The 16,000-nt window shown below is 60.8% G+C and carries 19 protein-coding genes; 7 read left to right on the top strand and 12 right to left on the bottom strand.

Going from position 1 to position 16,000, the window contains the following annotated elements:
• Positions 1 to 21: 21 nt before the first annotated feature.
• The 3 genes from IPK79_12790 (at position 22) to IPK79_12780 (ending at position 1,704) form a co-directional block, all read left to right on the top strand.
• Positions 22 to 699, top strand: coding sequence for a MotA/TolQ/ExbB proton channel family protein (locus IPK79_12790; protein ID MBK8191314.1), 678 nt, complete (start codon positions 22 to 24; stop codon positions 697 to 699).
• A 67-nt stretch (positions 700 to 766) separates the two neighbouring features.
• On the top strand, positions 767 to 1,264 hold the full coding sequence (locus IPK79_12785) for a biopolymer transporter ExbD (protein MBK8191313.1): 498 nt from the start codon (positions 767 to 769) through the stop codon (positions 1,262 to 1,264).
• Positions 1,264 to 1,704: a biopolymer transporter ExbD gene (locus IPK79_12780; protein ID MBK8191312.1), complete on the top strand. Its 441-nt coding sequence runs from the start codon at positions 1,264 to 1,266 to the stop codon at positions 1,702 to 1,704. The genes IPK79_12785 and IPK79_12780 overlap by 1 nt, the downstream gene beginning before the upstream one ends.
• Positions 1,705 to 1,732: 28 nt before the next feature.
• On the opposite strand, the gene IPK79_12775 is transcribed toward IPK79_12780, so the two are convergent.
• Together IPK79_12775 and IPK79_12770 are read right to left on the bottom strand one after the other, a co-directional pair.
• The gene (locus IPK79_12775; GenBank protein ID MBK8191311.1) at positions 1,733 to 2,092 is read right to left on the bottom strand and encodes a hypothetical protein; all 360 of its coding nucleotides are present in this window, start codon (positions 2,090 to 2,092) and stop codon (positions 1,733 to 1,735) included.
• 54 nt (positions 2,093 to 2,146) lie between these two features.
• Positions 2,147 to 3,568, bottom strand: coding sequence for an amino acid permease (locus tag IPK79_12770; GenBank protein MBK8191310.1), 1,422 nt, complete (start codon positions 3,566 to 3,568; stop codon positions 2,147 to 2,149).
• Here IPK79_12770 and IPK79_12765 point away from each other — a divergent pair.
• Positions 3,465 to 3,674: a hypothetical protein gene (locus IPK79_12765; GenBank protein MBK8191309.1), complete on the top strand. Its 210-nt coding sequence runs from the start codon at positions 3,465 to 3,467 to the stop codon at positions 3,672 to 3,674. The genes IPK79_12770 and IPK79_12765 overlap by 104 nt on opposite strands.
• Here IPK79_12765 and IPK79_12760 read toward each other — a convergent pair.
• The 5 genes from IPK79_12760 to IPK79_12740 all read right to left on the bottom strand — a co-directional run bounded on the left by IPK79_12760 (position 3,634) and on the right by IPK79_12740 (position 6,331).
• Positions 3,634 to 3,912, bottom strand: a complete 279-nt coding sequence (locus IPK79_12760; GenBank protein ID MBK8191308.1) for a type II toxin-antitoxin system RelE/ParE family toxin — start codon at positions 3,910 to 3,912, stop codon at positions 3,634 to 3,636. The two genes, IPK79_12765 and IPK79_12760, sit on opposite strands and share 41 nt — an antisense overlap.
• Positions 3,878 to 4,156, bottom strand: coding sequence for a ribbon-helix-helix protein, CopG family (locus IPK79_12755; protein ID MBK8191307.1), 279 nt, complete (start codon positions 4,154 to 4,156; stop codon positions 3,878 to 3,880). The genes IPK79_12760 and IPK79_12755 overlap by 35 nt, the downstream gene beginning before the upstream one ends.
• Positions 4,157 to 4,268: 112 nt before the next feature.
• Entirely contained in the window at positions 4,269 to 4,916 is a 648-nt protein-coding gene (locus IPK79_12750) for a DedA family protein (GenBank protein MBK8191306.1), read from the bottom strand.
• A gap of 92 nt (positions 4,917 to 5,008) precedes the next feature.
• Positions 5,009 to 5,569, bottom strand: coding sequence for a TMEM165/GDT1 family protein (locus IPK79_12745; GenBank protein MBK8191305.1), 561 nt, complete (start codon positions 5,567 to 5,569; stop codon positions 5,009 to 5,011).
• Between the two features lie 75 nt (positions 5,570 to 5,644).
• Entirely contained in the window at positions 5,645 to 6,331 is a 687-nt protein-coding gene (locus IPK79_12740; protein ID MBK8191304.1) for an aquaporin, read from the bottom strand.
• 334 nt (positions 6,332 to 6,665) lie between these two features.
• Between IPK79_12740 and IPK79_12735 the strand changes: the two genes are divergently transcribed.
• Positions 6,666 to 8,870, top strand: coding sequence for a tetratricopeptide repeat protein (locus tag IPK79_12735; GenBank protein ID MBK8191303.1), 2,205 nt, complete (start codon positions 6,666 to 6,668; stop codon positions 8,868 to 8,870).
• Positions 8,871 to 8,888: 18 nt separating this feature from the next.
• Here the strand turns inward: IPK79_12735 and IPK79_12730 are convergent, their stop codons facing one another.
• Positions 8,889 to 9,143 carry a hypothetical protein gene (locus tag IPK79_12730; GenBank protein ID MBK8191302.1) on the bottom strand — a complete coding sequence of 85 codons (255 nt, stop codon included), beginning with the start codon at positions 9,141 to 9,143 and terminating at the stop codon, positions 8,889 to 8,891.
• A gap of 238 nt (positions 9,144 to 9,381) precedes the next feature.
• On the opposite strand from IPK79_12730, the gene IPK79_12725 reads away from it, so the two are divergent.
• The gene (locus tag IPK79_12725; GenBank protein ID MBK8191301.1) at positions 9,382 to 10,569 is read left to right on the top strand and encodes a 1-deoxy-D-xylulose-5-phosphate reductoisomerase; all 1,188 of its coding nucleotides are present in this window, start codon (positions 9,382 to 9,384) and stop codon (positions 10,567 to 10,569) included.
• Between the two features lie 209 nt (positions 10,570 to 10,778).
• Positions 10,779 to 11,717 (top strand): exopolyphosphatase, encoded by a 939-nt coding sequence (locus tag IPK79_12720; GenBank protein MBK8191300.1) that lies wholly within the window; start codon positions 10,779 to 10,781, stop codon positions 11,715 to 11,717.
• Here the strand turns inward: IPK79_12720 and IPK79_12715 are convergent.
• From IPK79_12715 to IPK79_12700, 4 genes are read right to left on the bottom strand one after another with little or no spacing between them, the layout of a single operon-like run.
• Complete coding sequence (locus IPK79_12715) at positions 11,714 to 12,826, bottom strand: glycosyltransferase family 9 protein (GenBank protein ID MBK8191299.1); 1,113 nt, start codon at positions 12,824 to 12,826, stop codon at positions 11,714 to 11,716. The genes IPK79_12720 and IPK79_12715 overlap by 4 nt on opposite strands.
• The gene (locus IPK79_12710) at positions 12,823 to 14,325 is read right to left on the bottom strand and encodes an O-antigen ligase family protein (GenBank protein MBK8191298.1); all 1,503 of its coding nucleotides are present in this window, start codon (positions 14,323 to 14,325) and stop codon (positions 12,823 to 12,825) included. The genes IPK79_12715 and IPK79_12710 overlap by 4 nt, the downstream gene beginning before the upstream one ends.
• 3 nt (positions 14,326 to 14,328) lie before the next feature.
• Positions 14,329 to 14,889: a DUF4330 domain-containing protein gene (locus IPK79_12705; GenBank protein MBK8191297.1), complete on the bottom strand. Its 561-nt coding sequence runs from the start codon at positions 14,887 to 14,889 to the stop codon at positions 14,329 to 14,331.
• A 36-nt stretch (positions 14,890 to 14,925) separates the two neighbouring features.
• A complete protein-coding gene (locus tag IPK79_12700) occupies positions 14,926 to 15,999 on the bottom strand; it encodes a bifunctional hydroxymethylpyrimidine kinase/phosphomethylpyrimidine kinase (GenBank protein ID MBK8191296.1) in 1,074 nt (357 codons plus the stop codon).
• Position 16,000 lies beyond the last annotated feature (1 nt).

The following is a 16,000-nucleotide window of genomic DNA, read 5'->3' as shown; positions in this document are numbered from 1 at the left end:
CCCCTGTCACAGGAGTTTCTCATGGAAAGCCAAAACGTCTTCCTATACGCGATCCAGAACGATTGGGCCGTCCTGATCCCCATCTTCATCTGCTCGATTCTGCTGGTCGCCGCCGCCGTCGACCGCATCATCTTCTACAACCGCAACAAGCGCGACGTCGTGCAGTTCATCCACCGCCTGCAACGCGAAATGAATCGCGGCAGTCTGGATAACGCGCAAGTCATCAGCAGCCAGCTCGGCGGCGTGGTCGGCGAAGTCGCCGAAGAAGGCATCCGCATTCTGTCCGAGCAGAAAGAAAGCTTTGACCGCGCATTCGACATCACCGCCTCGCTGGCGCGCCGCAAGCTGGAATCGCGGCTCTCGATTATTGGCACGATCGCCACGGTCTCGCCCTATCTCGGTCTGTTTGCCACCGTCGTGCGGATTCTGCTGACGTTCGGCGAGCTGGCGCAGTCGCAATCCGCCAACGCCGCCCCTCAGGTCATGTTCGGGATTGGCTCGGCCCTGATCGCGACGGCCCTCGGCTTGTTTGTCGCCATTTCCGCCGTTGCGCTCAATAACTGGTTCCAATCGACCGTGAATCGTTACGAAGATGACTTCCAACTGCTCAAGCTGCTCTTCCTGAGCTTTATGGATGCCCAGCAGGGTGACGTGCGGGCCTCTGCCGGCGCTGGCGGCGGCGGTTACCGGACGGTTTAAGGGGGCATAAAAACCCCGCTCGGCCCAAGAAGCCGCAGATTTTGGACAGACAGGAAACGAGCGCCCTATGAACGCGACCGCCTCTGACGCACGGCGTCAGGTCTTTAACGAGATTAACATCACGCCGCTGACGGATATCTTCCTCGTGCTGCTGATTATCATGATGGTCGTCGCGCCCATGATGCAGTCGCTTCGAGGCGATATCAAGCCGCCATCCGTACAGGGCGGACAACCCGTCGATCAATCCAAAATCGCGGTGGAAGTCAGCAAGTCCGGCGAATATTTTCTCAATGGCAAATCCGTGCCCGTGGCCTCTCTCAGCGAGGCGCTGGAAAAAGCTGTCCCGCTGAAATCCGCAGCGGCGGGCGCGGCGGCTGGCAGCGCGTCAAAAGAGCTCTCCACCCGCGTGGTCGTGGTGCGCGCCGACAAGCAGGCCCGCAGCGGCGCCGTACTGAAGGTGTTTGAAGCCGCCCGCGACGCTCATTTCCAGAAGGTGATCATCGCCGGGCAAAAGCTTCGCGCCGACGATCCCTTTAAACCGCAAGCGCAGGGAGACGCCTTCTAATGACCCCCGCCCGCAAACGCGTCTTTAACGAGATTAACATCACCCCGCTAACGGATATCTTCCTCGTGCTGCTGATTATCATGATGGTCGTCGCCCCGATGCTCGACTATCCGGGCCTCAAGCTGGCCGTTCCGACGCTGGGGCCAGATGCGACGGTTAAAACCCAGCCCAAGACCATTACCGTCAACGTGAACGCCAACGATCAACTGTCGGTTGACGGGCGCGTGATTCCCGACAAGCAGTCGCTGGTCAGCCTCCTGCGCCAGGAAAAAGCCCAAAAGCCGGATGGCGTCATTATCGCCAGTAATCCGCAATCCAGCCATAACGCCACCACCACGGTCATGGACGCTGCTCAAATGGCGGGCGTCGATAAAATCGCCGTGACCGAATCGCAGGGCGGCGGCGGCTCAGGATTCTCCGAGCAGGACCCGGAACGTTAAATTTTAGTCGCTAAAATTTAGCCAATATTTAGCCAATATACAGACTGGTGACGTAATTCAACAGGCGCAGCAGTAAGAAAACCGCTGCCAGCCATCGGTGCCAGCGAAAGGCCCATGGCTTCCCCTTGATCCAGTTAATCCCGGACACGATGAGCGCGCCGTAAAACGCCAGCACCAGCGTCGAGATGATGATATGAAACAGCAGCAGGCCGTGAACCCCGCCCAGCGCTTGCTCCACCGCATGGCGATTGAGTTCGATAGCCAGCACCAGGCCGAAATCCAGGGCGAAGGCGCTGAGCATCAGCGCCACGTGTGCGCGCCGCTTGCGCCGAAACACCAGGCCCAGCGCGATTAAGAACAGTACCAGCGATGAAACGGCAACGGCCATAAACCTGACAATCTCCTGTTTTCCCGGATGCGCGTGCGCGTCACGCGGGCTCTGTTACTCTATCACAGCGGCTTTTTTGTGGGCAAAACGACGCCAGAGCGCGTAGGCGGGAAGTCCCAGCAAAGTAAAGCCAATGCCCGCCAGACTCGCTTGCCGCTGATCCGGGCTGACCAGCAGCAACAGGGCGAGCGCAGAGGCTCCGGCTATATACAGCCCCGCCATTGCTTTATCCATAAACCCAGTAAAGTGCGCTGCGCCCGTATCGCGACGCGCCAGACGGAACAGCCCGCCGATGGTCAGCGCATAAAAAGCCAGCGCCGTAAAAATAATATAGCCCAGCAGTTGCCCGTACGTGCCGCTCAGCGCCAGCGCGCAGGCCCAGCCGCATTGCGCCCACAACGACGTGTTGGGGCTGTGCGTGGTGGGATGCGTCGCGGCAAAGCGCTGAAACAGCAGCCCGTCGCGCGCCATGGCGTAAAACACGCGCGCCCCGCTGAGTAGAATCCCATTCAGGCAACCAAACGTCGACACCAGAATAATCGCTGCCATGGCCGCCGCGCCCGCCGGGCCGAAAATCGTGGTCATCATCAGCGCGGCGACTTTGTCGTCTGGGGCCGATTGGATTTGCGGCAGCGTCAGGGTATTGACGTACGCCAGATTCGCCAGAAAATACAGCGTCACCACCAGCCCTGTTCCCAGCGCCAAGGCCTTGGGCAGCGTCTGGCGTGGATTCTTCACCTCGGCGCCGATAAACGTCACGGTGTTCCAGGAGTCGGACGCAAACAACGGCCCGACGGTCGCCGCCGCCAGCGTCGTCAGCGCGGCCAGCCATGCGCCGTCGCCACTCGCGTGCGGCAGGGCGAGCGTCCAGTCGTGCGCGCCGCTCTGCCATAGCAGCCCGCCGCCTGCCATTAGTCCGCATGCGATGAGTCCCAGCAGGGCCAGCGTCTTCAATACGGTAAACACGTTCTGGAGCGCCGCGCCATACTGAATGCCGCGCGTATTATAAAACGTCAGGCCAACCAGGCAGGCGATCGACAGGAGTTTTTCCGTCGAGAGTCCCAGCGGGCCGATGGGCGCGCTGTTAACGGCGGGCAGCAACACGCCCGCATAGCGCGCAAAGGCGACCGCCACAGCGGCCAGCGTGCCGGTTTGCAGCACCCAGAAAAACACCCAGCCATATAAAAACGCCGGAATCCGTCCCCAGGCTTCGCGTAAAAAGGCGTATTGTCCGCCCGCCACCGGGTACGCGCCCGCCAGCTTGCCATAGGACCATGCCCCCAGCGCCGTAAAGGCGCCCGTACCCGCCCAGATAAGCAGCGTCATGCCGGTAGAGCCCGTGTGTCGGGCCACATCAGGCGTCACCAGAAAAATGCCCGAGCCTATCATTGAGCCCGCCACCACTGCCGCCGCTGAGGGCAGCCCGAGGGTCGGGCGTAAATCGTCAGCAGGGGCGCTTGTCGAGTGGCTGGGCATCACGCGATCTTACCAGAAGGACGCCCAAAACGCCCGCCCGTCGTCCGCGTTGCCAAGCCTGTTTATCAGGATTCCCACCGTCGGCAATTATGGTGAACCCGAATAATCTCCACCCCCTCTTCCGTAAGACGGTAGCGAATCGAATAGGGAGTTCTGGCGACGCCGACGGAATACACATCCGGTAATCGCCATGGTTTACCCATCATGGGAAAAGTACGGAGGGTTTGGACGGTTTTCCAGATGGCGGTTACGATCGCAGCTGCCGCTTGTGGATTGTCTTGAGCGATATAGGCCGCGGCCTGTTCTAAATTAAAGAGCGCCCCTTGAGTCCAGCGTATCTTCATCTGTAATCCAGCGTCGTAATACTTCTCTAACATCTGTTTCGGAGGCAAACTTTCCAGCTTGAGCTTCTTCCAGGCCCTTACGGGCGTCGTCAATATGCCACTGGTGTACGTCCAGATAAAGCGTTACCGCTTCAGACAGCACGAAGCTTCTATCTCGTTGCATAGAGGCGGCGACTTCGTCCAGAGCCTCCTTCATGTCTTTCTTCAAGCGGAAGGTAACGATTTCTTTATCGACTTTTGCCATGCGGCGCCCCTCTGAATATTCTGTATTTTCTTGTAATACACTCTATTTTAGCATGCGATTTGGCAGGTCGCTACCCTTTGAGTGAGAGAAAAGCGCGACAAAAGATCTTCCCTCAGGATCCCTCGCCGCCGATGGCGGGGGCGTTCAGGCGCGAGGATGTCTGAAAGTGACGTACGTGCTTCCACACGTACAGGCCTCCCAACGCCAGCAGCACCGCCACGATGGCCACGTCAAACTGATGCCAGTAATGGCGAAACAGCTCCAGATTCTCACCGAAAACCACGCCCACGTAGGCCAGCGCGTAACACCAGACCAGCGAACCGACGAAGGTCAGGGCGATAAACGGCCAGAATCGCGCTTTCAGCACCCCGGCGGGCAGCGAAATAAACGTGCGCACCACCGGCAGCATCCGGCAGATGAAAAACGTCCAGTCGCCGTAGCGCGACACCCAGCGCTCGGCGCTGTCTAAATCGTGCGGCGTGAGCAGCAGCCACTTGCCATATTTTTCCAGAAACGGTCTGCCGCCAACGTATCCAAGCCAATACGACGGCGCTGAGCCCACAACACAGCCAATCGCTCCGGCCAGCGCGGCCAGATGGATATTCATGTGGCCTTGTTGGGCCATATAGCCCGCATAAGGCATAATCAGCTCACTGGGCAACGGGATGTTGCACGACTCAATGGCCATCATCAGCGCCACGCCGACGTATCCCAGTGTCTGGATACCGCCATGGACGAAGGCCAAGACCATTTCCACCATGCCCTGAACAAAAGAAACGACGGCGTCAATCACAAGCGCTTGTCCTCTTGGTTACGTCCGAAAAACTCGGCTAGACGAATCAAACCGGCGACCTAGGCGAGAATGCTCCACAGCCCCAGCGCGATGAATACCGCCGCTGCGGCCCGGCGAATCCATGTCAACGGCAGCCGATCGGCGAATTTTTGACCCACAAACACCACCGGCGCATTGGCGAGCAACATGCCGACCGTGGTTCCCATGACGATGGCGGGTAAACTGGCATAGCGCGCAGCCAGCGCAACGGTCGCGACCTGGGTCTTGTCACCCATTTCCACCAGAAAAAAGCTGATGAGGGTCGTGAGAAACACGCCATGGCGTTCGGGCCTGGCCGCGCCGTCCTTATCGTCCAGCTTGTCTGGGACCAGCGTCCAGACGCCCAGCGCGATAAACAGCAGCCCGACGCCCCATTTTAAAATCCCATAAGACACGAGCCCCGACAGCCATTGACCGGCAAAGGCCGCCAGCGCGTGATTCAGCAGCGTTGCCGCCGCAATGCCCAGAATAATCGGCAACGGCTGACGATAGCGCGCGGCCAGCATGAGGGCGAGTAATTGGGTTTTATCGCCCAGTTCGGCAAGGGCGACCAATCCAGTGGCGATTAAGAAGGTTTCCATGGGGGGAGTATATCACAAGGGCTCGCCCCATCCCGGACGAGCCCTTGCTCAGAATGATCAAAATGCCGCTGATGCTTACGGATTCATCACGTTACGGCGATAGAAGATACCGGCCAGCGCCGCGCCGAGCATGGGCGCGACAAAGAACAGCCACAGTTGCGACAACGCCTGTCCGCCTACCAGCACGGCCGGTCCCAGGCTGCGCGCCGGATTGAGACTCGAGCCCGAGATGGGAATCCCGAACAGGTGAATGGCGACCAGCGTCAGGCCGATGGCCAGACCCGCCAGACCGACCGGCGCGCCGGCGGCGGTAGAGCCCAGAATCACGCTGACGAAGATAAACGTGGCCACCATTTCGAACACGAAGGCCGCCGTCATATCGAACTGCCCCAGATAGCCCGGTCCCCAGCCATTCTGGCCGAGCCCCTGATGCGCCAGATCATAAGGCGCAATCTGGTGCGACACGATGATATACAGCACCACGGCGCCCAGAATCCCGCCGAGAAACTGCGCGACCATGTACTGGACCATTTCGCTGGTCGTCATGCGCCCGGCAATCCATGCGCCGAAGCTCACGGCGGGGTTAATATGGCAGCCAGAAACCCAGCCGATGGCGTAGGCCGCCCCGATGAGCGCCAGACCGAAGGCAACCCCGATGCCCAGAAACCCAATCTGCGGACCCGCGATGACGGCCGCCCCGCAGCCCACAAGTACCAGCGTCATCGTGCCGAAGAGTTCGGCGGCGAATTTTTTATAACACATCCCACGAATCTCCTTAGTGCATTCTCACAAATTACGACAAAACACGGATAAAGCGCGCACAAGCGCAGGCCCGCTCTCATGCAAGCCCGTCCCGGATATACGCCTCTCACTGACGCCGCCCGTCGCGCCTGACACAGACTGCGGGACGGATCATTAAGGCATATACTATCATAGATATAAAAAATATTTTTTAAGTTTTGAAACAGTTTTATTCCGCCCCGCTACGGCGCGCGCTCGATTGTTCGGGGGAAGCTGCCGCGCCGGGGACGGGCTTTACTGACAGAAGGCCCTGTTCAATGGCGGGCCTTCTGTCGGGAGGCTGGCGGCTCGTTCGATGCCCACATCCGCTTTTAACGCCGCATGGGCCGCTTATCAGGGCGGTCAGCATCTGCAAGCGCTCGACGCCTGCCAGCGGATTCTGGCAAGCGCGCCTGACGATACCGAGGCCCTGCACCTGATTGCTCTCATTGCCCAGGCTCTCGGCCAGCAGGCCATGGCGCTGGACTTTCTCCAGCGGGCGCTGACCTTATGCCCGCAAGACCCGCACCTGTGGAATTCCCTGGGGAATCTCGCCCGAAACGAGGGCCGTTTGCAAGACGCGCAACAGGCCTACCAAACGGCGATCGATCGCCAGAAACGCTATGCTGTTGGCTGGATTAACCTTGGCGCGACGTATAAAGACCTCGGTCGCGGGCCTGAGGCGATCGCCTGTTTTCAGAAGGCTGCGCGACTGGAGCCCGCCAACAGCGCGCTTTATAGTCACTGGGGCAATGCCTTGCTGTCGCAGGGAGACGTCGAGACAGCGATCGCGCGGTATCGCAAGGCGCTGGCGCTCGACCCGCAAAACGCGCAAGCCGCTTTCAATCTGGGCAATGCGTTTCTCAAGCGCGGCGAGGGTGAGCGCGCCATTGACGCCTATCATCAGGCCATCGCCTTGAATCCCGCCTTTTTTGAGCCTTATTATCAGCTCGGCGTCATCCACAAGTCGCTCAAAGCTTACGCAGATGCGTTGGGATGCTTTGAAAAGGCGGCGGCCCTGCGTCCGGGCGAGCCGATGGTCGCTCTGAATGCGGGCGGCTGCCTGTTTGAGCTGCATCGCATCGAAGAAGCGCGGGCCCGTTTTGCCCAGGTCACGCCCTTTCTGCAAGCTCATCCGCTGATTCGCCTGCGGCTGGAGACGCTGGTTGCGCCCATTGCGGCTAACGCGGCAGCCATCGACGCCTCGCGCGCGCAGGCCGCAAGCGCGCTGGCGGCGTTCGAGTCCGAAGATCTGCGCGCGGACGAATCCACGCTGCTCGAATACAACGTGTATCCGCCCTATTACTGGGCTTTTCAGGGAGAAGACGATCGGGCGCTGCGCAGTCGCTTTGCGGATCGCATGACGCGCATGCTGTCCGAATCCGGCTGGCTGGGGACAGAATCGCTCGCGAGCCCCTCTCCTGTCGGCCCGCCGCGCGTGGCCATGCTGGTGAGCGATGGCCATGAGATTGCCTTTAACACCTTTATGGGGGGATTCTTTCGCAATGTCGCCCCCCAACGCGCGCAACTGACGCTGGTTTGCTCGCCTGCCAGCCGAGAACAGCTTCTGGCGCTGGATATGGACACATGGAGCGTGCCCTTATGGACGTCGCTGCCCGCCGGATTGCTTCAGAAAGTCGATGTCGTGCGCCAGAGCCGTTTCGATGCGCTGTTTTACTTTGAGATCGGCACGGACCCCGTGAATTATTGGATGCCCCTGTTCCGTCTCGCGCCGACGCAGTGCGCCTCGTGGGGATTCCCGGTGACAAGCGGCATCGCGACGGTCGATTATTTCCTGAGCAGTCGCCTCATTGAACCGCCCGACGGCGCCGCACATTACCGCGAACGCCTGATTGAGTTTGACGCGCTGCCGGTCTGTTTTCGCCGCCCGGCGACGCCGCCAGAGGATCGCGTGCGCGGCGATCTCGGCTTGCCGCCAGACGGACGGCTCTACGGCTGCCTGCAACAACTCGTCAAGTTCCACCCGGATTTTGATCCCGTCCTGGCCGATATTCTGGCCCGCGATCCGCAGGCGCGCCTGTTGATTCCCGCTGGCGATCGCCCCGGCCTTCGTCAGGCGCTGGAAAATCGTCTGACCCAAGCGATGCCGCCCGAGGCGATGGCGCGGCTGCACTGGCTGGCGCCCATGCCCACAGACGATTTCCTGCGCGTGATGCGTCATTGCGACGTATTGCTGGATCCGCCGCATCTGGGCGGGGGCAATACGACGTACGAGGCCATGGCGATGGGCGTCCCGGTCGTCACCTGGCCCGGCCCCTTTATGCGAGGCCGCATCACGGCGGGATGCTACGCTAAAATGGGCGTGGACGGTCCTGTGGTCGATTCGTTGGCCGATTACGCCGCCTGCGCTGTGTCACTGGCGCAGGATGGCGCTCGCAATCGCGCCTTGCGGGCCGAGATTGCGGCGGCCAGCGATGCGTTATTTGAAGACGCCGAAGCCGTTCGCGAACTCGAAGCCTTTTTTATCGCCGCGCGTGACCGGCATTCCGCTTCCGGGTAAAGCCGCGCGATTGGGTATTCAGCCGTGAGAGCGCCGCTGGGCGGTTTCTTCGGCCATCGGGTAAAAATATTCCCACTGGCGCGTCTGACCGCACTCCTCGCAGGCGGCAAAGCGGTTGATGAAAGCTAAATCCGCGACGAACTCCTGTTTGCCCACGCGGATCATCACGTCTTCGTGGCCATTGGTATAGATTTCAATATTGCCATTGAAATCCGGCTGGACCACCAGCTTAAAGCCGTGGCAACCGCAGGTTTTGCATCGAAACATCGTCATTACGCTCCCCCCGCGTCACTCTTCAGTTGGCATTCAGGCGCTAAATGAAGCATCATCCAGGCAATCCCGGCGTCGAATCCCATGTAGAAAGCCCCTCAGGTTGAATTTTCTCGGATCGTCTCGGGCTGGATCCCCTCCGGCGCCAAAACGCGCCCCTTGTCCGTCTCTCCTCAGGAAATTGATGGTATTATCCTATCGTATTATGCGCCATTCGCCAAGGATTGCCATGACCGGCTCCATCGAACGGATGATTGTGCTGGGCTCGACGGGCTCAATTGGCTCGCAGGCGCTGGATGTTCTGGCGCGTTTTCCGGAGCGCTTTGCTGTGGTGGGGCTGGCGGCGGGCGGCCGTCGGCTGGAAACGCTGGCGGCGCAGATGAGGCAGTTTTGCCCGGCGCAGGTCGCCGTGCCGCACGCGCGCGACGCCGAGGCTCTGGCGCGCCTCACCCCCGATTTTCGAGGGCAGATCCTCAGCGGCGACGATGCGCTGGAAACCATGGCCTGTTGGGACGGTTACGACGCCGCGCTCATCGGCGTCGTGGGGATGCGCGGCCTGGCCCCGACGCTGGCGGCGCTGCAGGCCGGGCGTAAAGTCCTGACGGCCAACAAAGAAACCTTCGTCGCTGGCGGGCATCTAGTCGCCCCCTATCTGGCGGCTTCTCCCGAGCGTCTGCTCCCGCTGGACAGCGAACATTCGGCGATTCACCAGTGCTTGCGCGGCGAATCGCGCGCAGAAGTCGATCGCCTGATCCTGACGGCTTCCGGCGGCCCGTTTCGCGATGCGCGACCCGATGATCTGTCCCGCGTGACGCTGGCCGACGCGCTGCGACACCCCAATTGGTCGATGGGGCCTAAAATCACCGTCGATTCCGCGACGATGATGAACAAGGGGCTTGAAATCATCGAGGCGCACTGGCTCTTTGACGCCCCCTACGACATCATAGATGTGGTGATTCACCCGCAAAGCGTCGTGCACAGCGCAGTGCGTTTTGTCGATGGCTCAACGACGGCGCAGCTAGGGCCGCCCGATATGCGACTGCCGATTCTGTACGCGCTGGGCTATCCGCAGCGCCTTCCAAACGATTTCAGCCCTGCGCCGCTGGATCTGGCGACGCTGGGCGCGCTGGAATTCCGCGCGCCGGACCCTCGGCTTTTTCCGTGCCTGCCTTTGGCGCGCGCCGCAGGCGAGCAGGGCGGCGGCGCGCCCACGGTCCTGAATGCCGCCGATGAAGTCGCCGTTGAGCTGTTTTTACAGGAATCCATCCGCTTTATCGACATCCCCCTTCTGATTGAGCGCGCATTGACCGCCTATCAGGATCAGGACGTATGCGCGGACCCCTCGTTGAGCGATATTCTGGCGCTGGATGCGCAGACGCGCCGCCGCGTGCGCGCGTTTGCGTCCTGCGAGGCTGCCATCGCCGGGTAGGCGCTCACCGGCTCTGCGCTCGCCCGCGCCTTCTCCTCCACCCGCAGGATTGTTGACGCGCGCGCCTCGACCGGGGGTGTCGCTTTGCGCGCGTCCTATGCTAACGTGAATATGCGAACCTGAAAAAATGGCGCGCGTCGTTTCGACAAGCGCGCTTTCTCCCGTGTCAGAGCCATTCCGGTTCAGCGCTTCAAGGGGCAGATCAGCACATGACAGCGGCATTTCGGCGGTATCGACTCGTCACGCGAAGCGACTTCGACGGGCTGGTCTGCGCCATCCTGCTGAAACACCTCGATCTCATCGACGAGATCAAGTTTGTACATCCCAAAGATATGCAGGACGGCCTGATCGAGATTAATTCCCACGACATCACGACCAATTTGCCGTATGTCGATGGGGTGTACCTGGCCTTCGATCACCATGCCAGCGAAACCGTTCGTCTCAAAGGCTTGCAGCGGAATCATATTATCGATCCCTATGCGCCGTCTGCCGCGCGGGTCGTTTATAATTACTATGGCGGCCGTACGCGCTTTCCTGCGGCGTGGGACGAAATGATGCAGGCCGTCGACAAGGCCGATTCCGCCCAGTTCAGCATCGAAGAGATTCTCTATCCCAAGGGCTGGGTGCTGCTCAACTACCTGATGGACGCGCGCACCGGGCTTGGGCGCTTTCGTAACTTCACGATTTCCAATTATAACCTGATGATGCGCCTCATCGATGACTGCAAAGATCACCGCATTGAGCAGATTTTCCAGATCTCCGACGTGCGTGAGCGCGTGGACCTGTATTTTGAGCATGAAACCATGTTCAAGGATCAAATCAAGCGCTGCTCCACGGTTCATGGCAATCTGGTCATTCTCGATTTGACCCGAGAAGAGACAATCTACGCGGGCAATCGCTTTGTGATTTACGCGCTTTACCCCGACTGCAATATCTCAATCCATCGTATTTGGGGCCTGAAGCAGCAAAATACGGTCTTTGCCGTCGGCAAATCCATCGTCAACCGCACTTCCAAAACCAACATCGGCGAGCTGATGCTGGCCTACGGCGGCGGCGGCCACGCCAACGCTGGCACCTGCCAGATTGCCAACGAATCGGCTGACGCCGTGCTGCAAGAGCTGATTACGGCCATCACCCGCCACGGCTAAGTCGTGGGAGGGCCGACGCGCCGATCCTGCAATTGCGACGCAATGGCCGACGCCACAACCTCAACGGGAATCGCCAGATATCGCGCGTCAGGCCCTTGCGCGGGCGCGGCGCGTAAGGCGATAAAGCGCGGATCGTCCGGTGGCAGCAAGCGTTCTGGAGACGTTGCTCCAAAAAGCGCCGTCAGCGGCCGTCCCAGGCCGACAGCTAGATGCATTGGCGCCGAATCCACCAGCGCCAGCGCGTCCGACGCCGTCATGAGCGCCCCCAGTTGCGATAATCGCGCGGTTTCGCCGTATAAATGAGTGAAATCTGCGTTCCCGCAAGCCATTTCTGGCGGCAGGGCTGCCAAAATCGCGTCGATGGTCTCGCGATCGTCCGGCCCGCCGGTCAGCGCCACGCGACAGCCGGGCGTCAGCCGTTGAATCAGCGCCGCCCAGTTTTCGGGCGACCAGCTTTTGACGATGCCTTTGGCCACGCTCGCCAGACTCACCCCCGGATGAATCAGCGCAAGCGGGCGGGTATCCGATGGATCGGGCCGCAGTCGCCCGCGCGCCCACGCGCATTCTGCCTCTGAAGGCGGCGTCAGCATCGGCGCGACGCGACTCATCGGGGTGTAATCGGGCCCCGCCAGCGAGGCGAGCGCCGTGCGGGCCAGCGCGTAGTACATCTGCGCGGCGTAAGCGCGGGTGTCCAGCGGGGCGGCGCCGGTCAGCAGCGCACGGCTGAGCGGACCGCTGTCAAAGCCAAAACGCCGCTTTGCGCCGGATAAAGCCAGCAACACGGCCATAAACGGCGTGCTGCCGCTGGCAATGACCGCATCAAACCGCTCGCGGCGCAGCAGACTCAGGAGACTGGCAAACAGCCTGGGACGCGATTGCTTCAGAACTTCGACGCTCAATACGTGATCGAGCGGCGGCAACAGCGGGGCAACGCACGCGCTGCGGCCTTCCAGAATCAGCGTCAGGCGGGCGTCGGGCAACACCCGCCGCAGGTCGGCAATCACCGGCGAAAACAAAATTTCATCGCCGATGCCGCCAAAATTCAGCAGGCCGATGCGCATTGCGTGCGCCTGATTCGCAGGCGCGGCGGCGGACTTATCCGTTATCATCGGCTTGCCGCATCGCGCTTGGCGGCCTCGCGTCCCAGCGCGTTTTCCGTCAGGGCGGCCAGACCCGCCACGCATAGCCAGAAGGCGATGTTCACCGCCGGGCGATACCAGATCGTGTCAAACGCGCCATAGAGCGCAGAACCCGCCACCGCCGTCAACAGCGTGATGGCGAGAATCTTTTCGCGGATATCGCGCGCCGAATCCAGAAACCACAGCGTGCGCAAGGCCAGCGCCAGCAACAGCGCGCCGAAAATCAGCAGCCCAGGCAATCCCTGCTCGACTGCAATCTCCAGCGGTACGCTATACGCGCCCAGCGCCGTGTAGCCCGGCACCATATACAGGCCGTACACCAGTTTAAACGTATCGTTACCCGGCCCAATACCCAGCAGCCAGTTGTCGCGCGCCATCTGCATGGCGCTATCGTAGACGTTCAGGCGATACGAGATGCTGCTATCCTCGCGCATCGCGAAAATGGACAGCAGCCGGTGCCGCAGACTCTCAGAAAACGTGAGAGCCAGCGCCACACTGCCAAGACCCAGCGCCAAGATAGACAGCCACAGGGTTTTCAGCCCGCGCCTCGCGCTCAGCGCGGGCTCATGAAATAACAAATGCCCCCCCAGCAAAAACGCCAGCGGAAACATCCCTGCCAGCGCCAGATAACCGCCGCGCGATCCCGTTAAAACCAGCGTCGCCAGAATGCCGCCGCCCAATAAAAATGCCAGCGCCGAGAGCAGGCTTTCGCGACGCAATCCGCGCCAGTGGTAAAACCCAAGGCCAAAGGCCGCCGACAGACATGTGACCAGATAACCCGCCAGCAAATTGGGATTAGACGGCTGAAGGGTTCCAAACACGCGCGTCATCACCAGTTCGGGATTCGTGTCCGGGTCTTGCCAGGTCGCCAGCGGCTCCAGATTGGCGGTGTACTGATGCCAGCCGACCAGCGTCTCCCAACCGCCCAGTAACGCCAGCAGCCAGAGCAATGCCACCCACCACGTCAGGCGTTCGGCTTCCAGGGCGTTGCGAAACAGCAGATAAGCGGCCAGAAAGGTTGTCATCTTGAACAACCCCATCAAGCTCGTCAGAAAAAACGAGGAGGCCGCCGTCGACACGACCGCCGACAGGTAAAACAGCCCCACCAGCGCGTCGATCATCGTGATGCGCCGCAGTAGCGGACGCCCCGGAATCAGGCTGGCCATCAGGCTCATGAAAAACAGCAGCCACACGACCATCCCGATGCGCGCCGTGTCCTGAAACGCGGCGACCACAAACAGCAGGCACACGCCGGTAAACAGCACCGCAGGCTGACACGCGCGACGAATCAGCGGATGCACCGCCCGCACGTCAATGCCGGGATCCAGCGCTTCGCACAACCCCAGCGTCCATTGCCCGAGCCGCGACAGTTGCGCCCATGCGGTCAGCGTGGACGCCGGCAATGTGGCCAGACGGGTCAGACCTCCCAGCGCCCAGGAGTTTTTAAGCGCAGCGCGTAGCGCAGACACGGCTTAAGACGCCTTTTTTACATCTGACGCTTTTGTGACCGGCTTTTTAGCGTCCGGCGCCGCTTGCACGTCAACGATAACGCCTGCAATCTGGAAGTCCATGCCTTCCACCAGAATCTTCATCCCGGTTTTAATCTTGACGCCGCTGGTGACGTAGCCGTCTTCCGTCACTTGCGCATGATCGCGCAGCGTTACCAGATAGTTATAGCCGAATTGATCCTCAGGATCCGCTGTGAGACGGAAATTCCCGCCGCCGCTGGGGATCATCGCCTGTTTGGGCTTGACGACGACCTGTTCAATTTTCACTTTGCCGCGCGGCTGGTTGCGCACCGTCATCGAGACGAAGGCCCCCGGCTTGAAAAGCGCTTGAGGACGAAGCGTTTTGACGTTGCCCAGATAAATGGCGTAGATGATATCGCTCTCGCCTTCGATGACCTGGCCAGATGTCTTGTGCCAGCCAGATTGCACGGCGAGCAGCCCCAGCGTTGTCGCCAGCAGAAAGGCAATCAGGGTAAAATCAATCACGTTGAAGCGGCCAAACAGGCGACCGGTGGCGTCAATCATGGAGAATTTTCCTCTTAAACGTAACGGGAGAAGGGGTCAGGATGCTTTTGCAGCGGCGTCTTGCCGCGTGATCTGCGCTATCAGCGCCTCGCCGCGCTCATCGAGAAGCGAATCCAGCGCCGCGCGCATTTCCGCGACCGAGGCGACCGCCGCCCCAAAGCGTCGAACCGTCAGGCTCGCCGCCAGATTCCCCAGCAGGCACGCGCTCAAAATGTCCGAGCCCACGCCAAGCGCAAGCGTCATCGCGCCAATGACGGTATCGCCGGCGCCGGTGACGTCAAACACCTCGCTGCGGTTAAATGCCGGGATTGTCGTATGGCTGCCGTCCTCGTCAAAGAGCATCATGCCTTGCGCGCCGAGCGTGATCAGCAGGCGGCGAACGCCGGTGCTCTGCAACAACTCGCGACCGCCGCGCAGCAGATCGGCTTCGGTTTCAAACGCAAAGCCCGCATTGCGCTCGGCTTCGGGCTGATTCGGCGAAATCACGTCCGCGCCCGAAAACAACGCCAGCTCGCGTTGTGAATCTGCCGCCCAGACCAGACCATGACGCGTTGCCATCGCCTTGCAATGCGCAATTACGGCGTCAGTGGCCATGCCCAGCCCGTAATCTGATATCAACAAAGCGTCCATGTCCGGCGCCAGACGCGAAATCGCATCCAGAACCGCGTTTTCAACCGCCCCTGTAATCGGCGCGTCGCTCTCGCGGTCAATGCGCACGATTTGCTGGGTCACCGAATGATTCGCGATGCCCGATAGCCGCGTCTTGGTCGTCGTCGGGCGATCGGGATCGATAATCAGGGCTTGGGGATCCACGCCGTCGCGCGCCAGCGCGTCGCGCAGGCGCTGACCATGGTAATCGTCTCCACAAACCCCCACCAGCGCCGTATGCCCCGCGCCGAGCGCCGCAATGTTATGCGCCGCGTTGGAAGCGGCTCCCAGCACGATGTCTGTGCGCTCGTGGCGCAGAATTACCACGGGGGCCTCGCGCGAAAGCCGGGCTGTCGCGCCGTAAATCATCTCGTCAATGGCGGCGTCTCCGACCACGAGCGCCCGCCCGTGGCTGAATTTCGCCATGGTCTCCAGCAGATTTGCTTTCAGGTTAGAGGTCATC

This window comes from Vampirovibrionales bacterium, from assembly GCA_016712355.1.
GTDB lineage: Bacteria > Cyanobacteriota > Vampirovibrionia > Vampirovibrionales > Vampirovibrionaceae > JADJRF01.
This window is presented reverse-complemented; position numbering and strand designations above follow the sequence as displayed.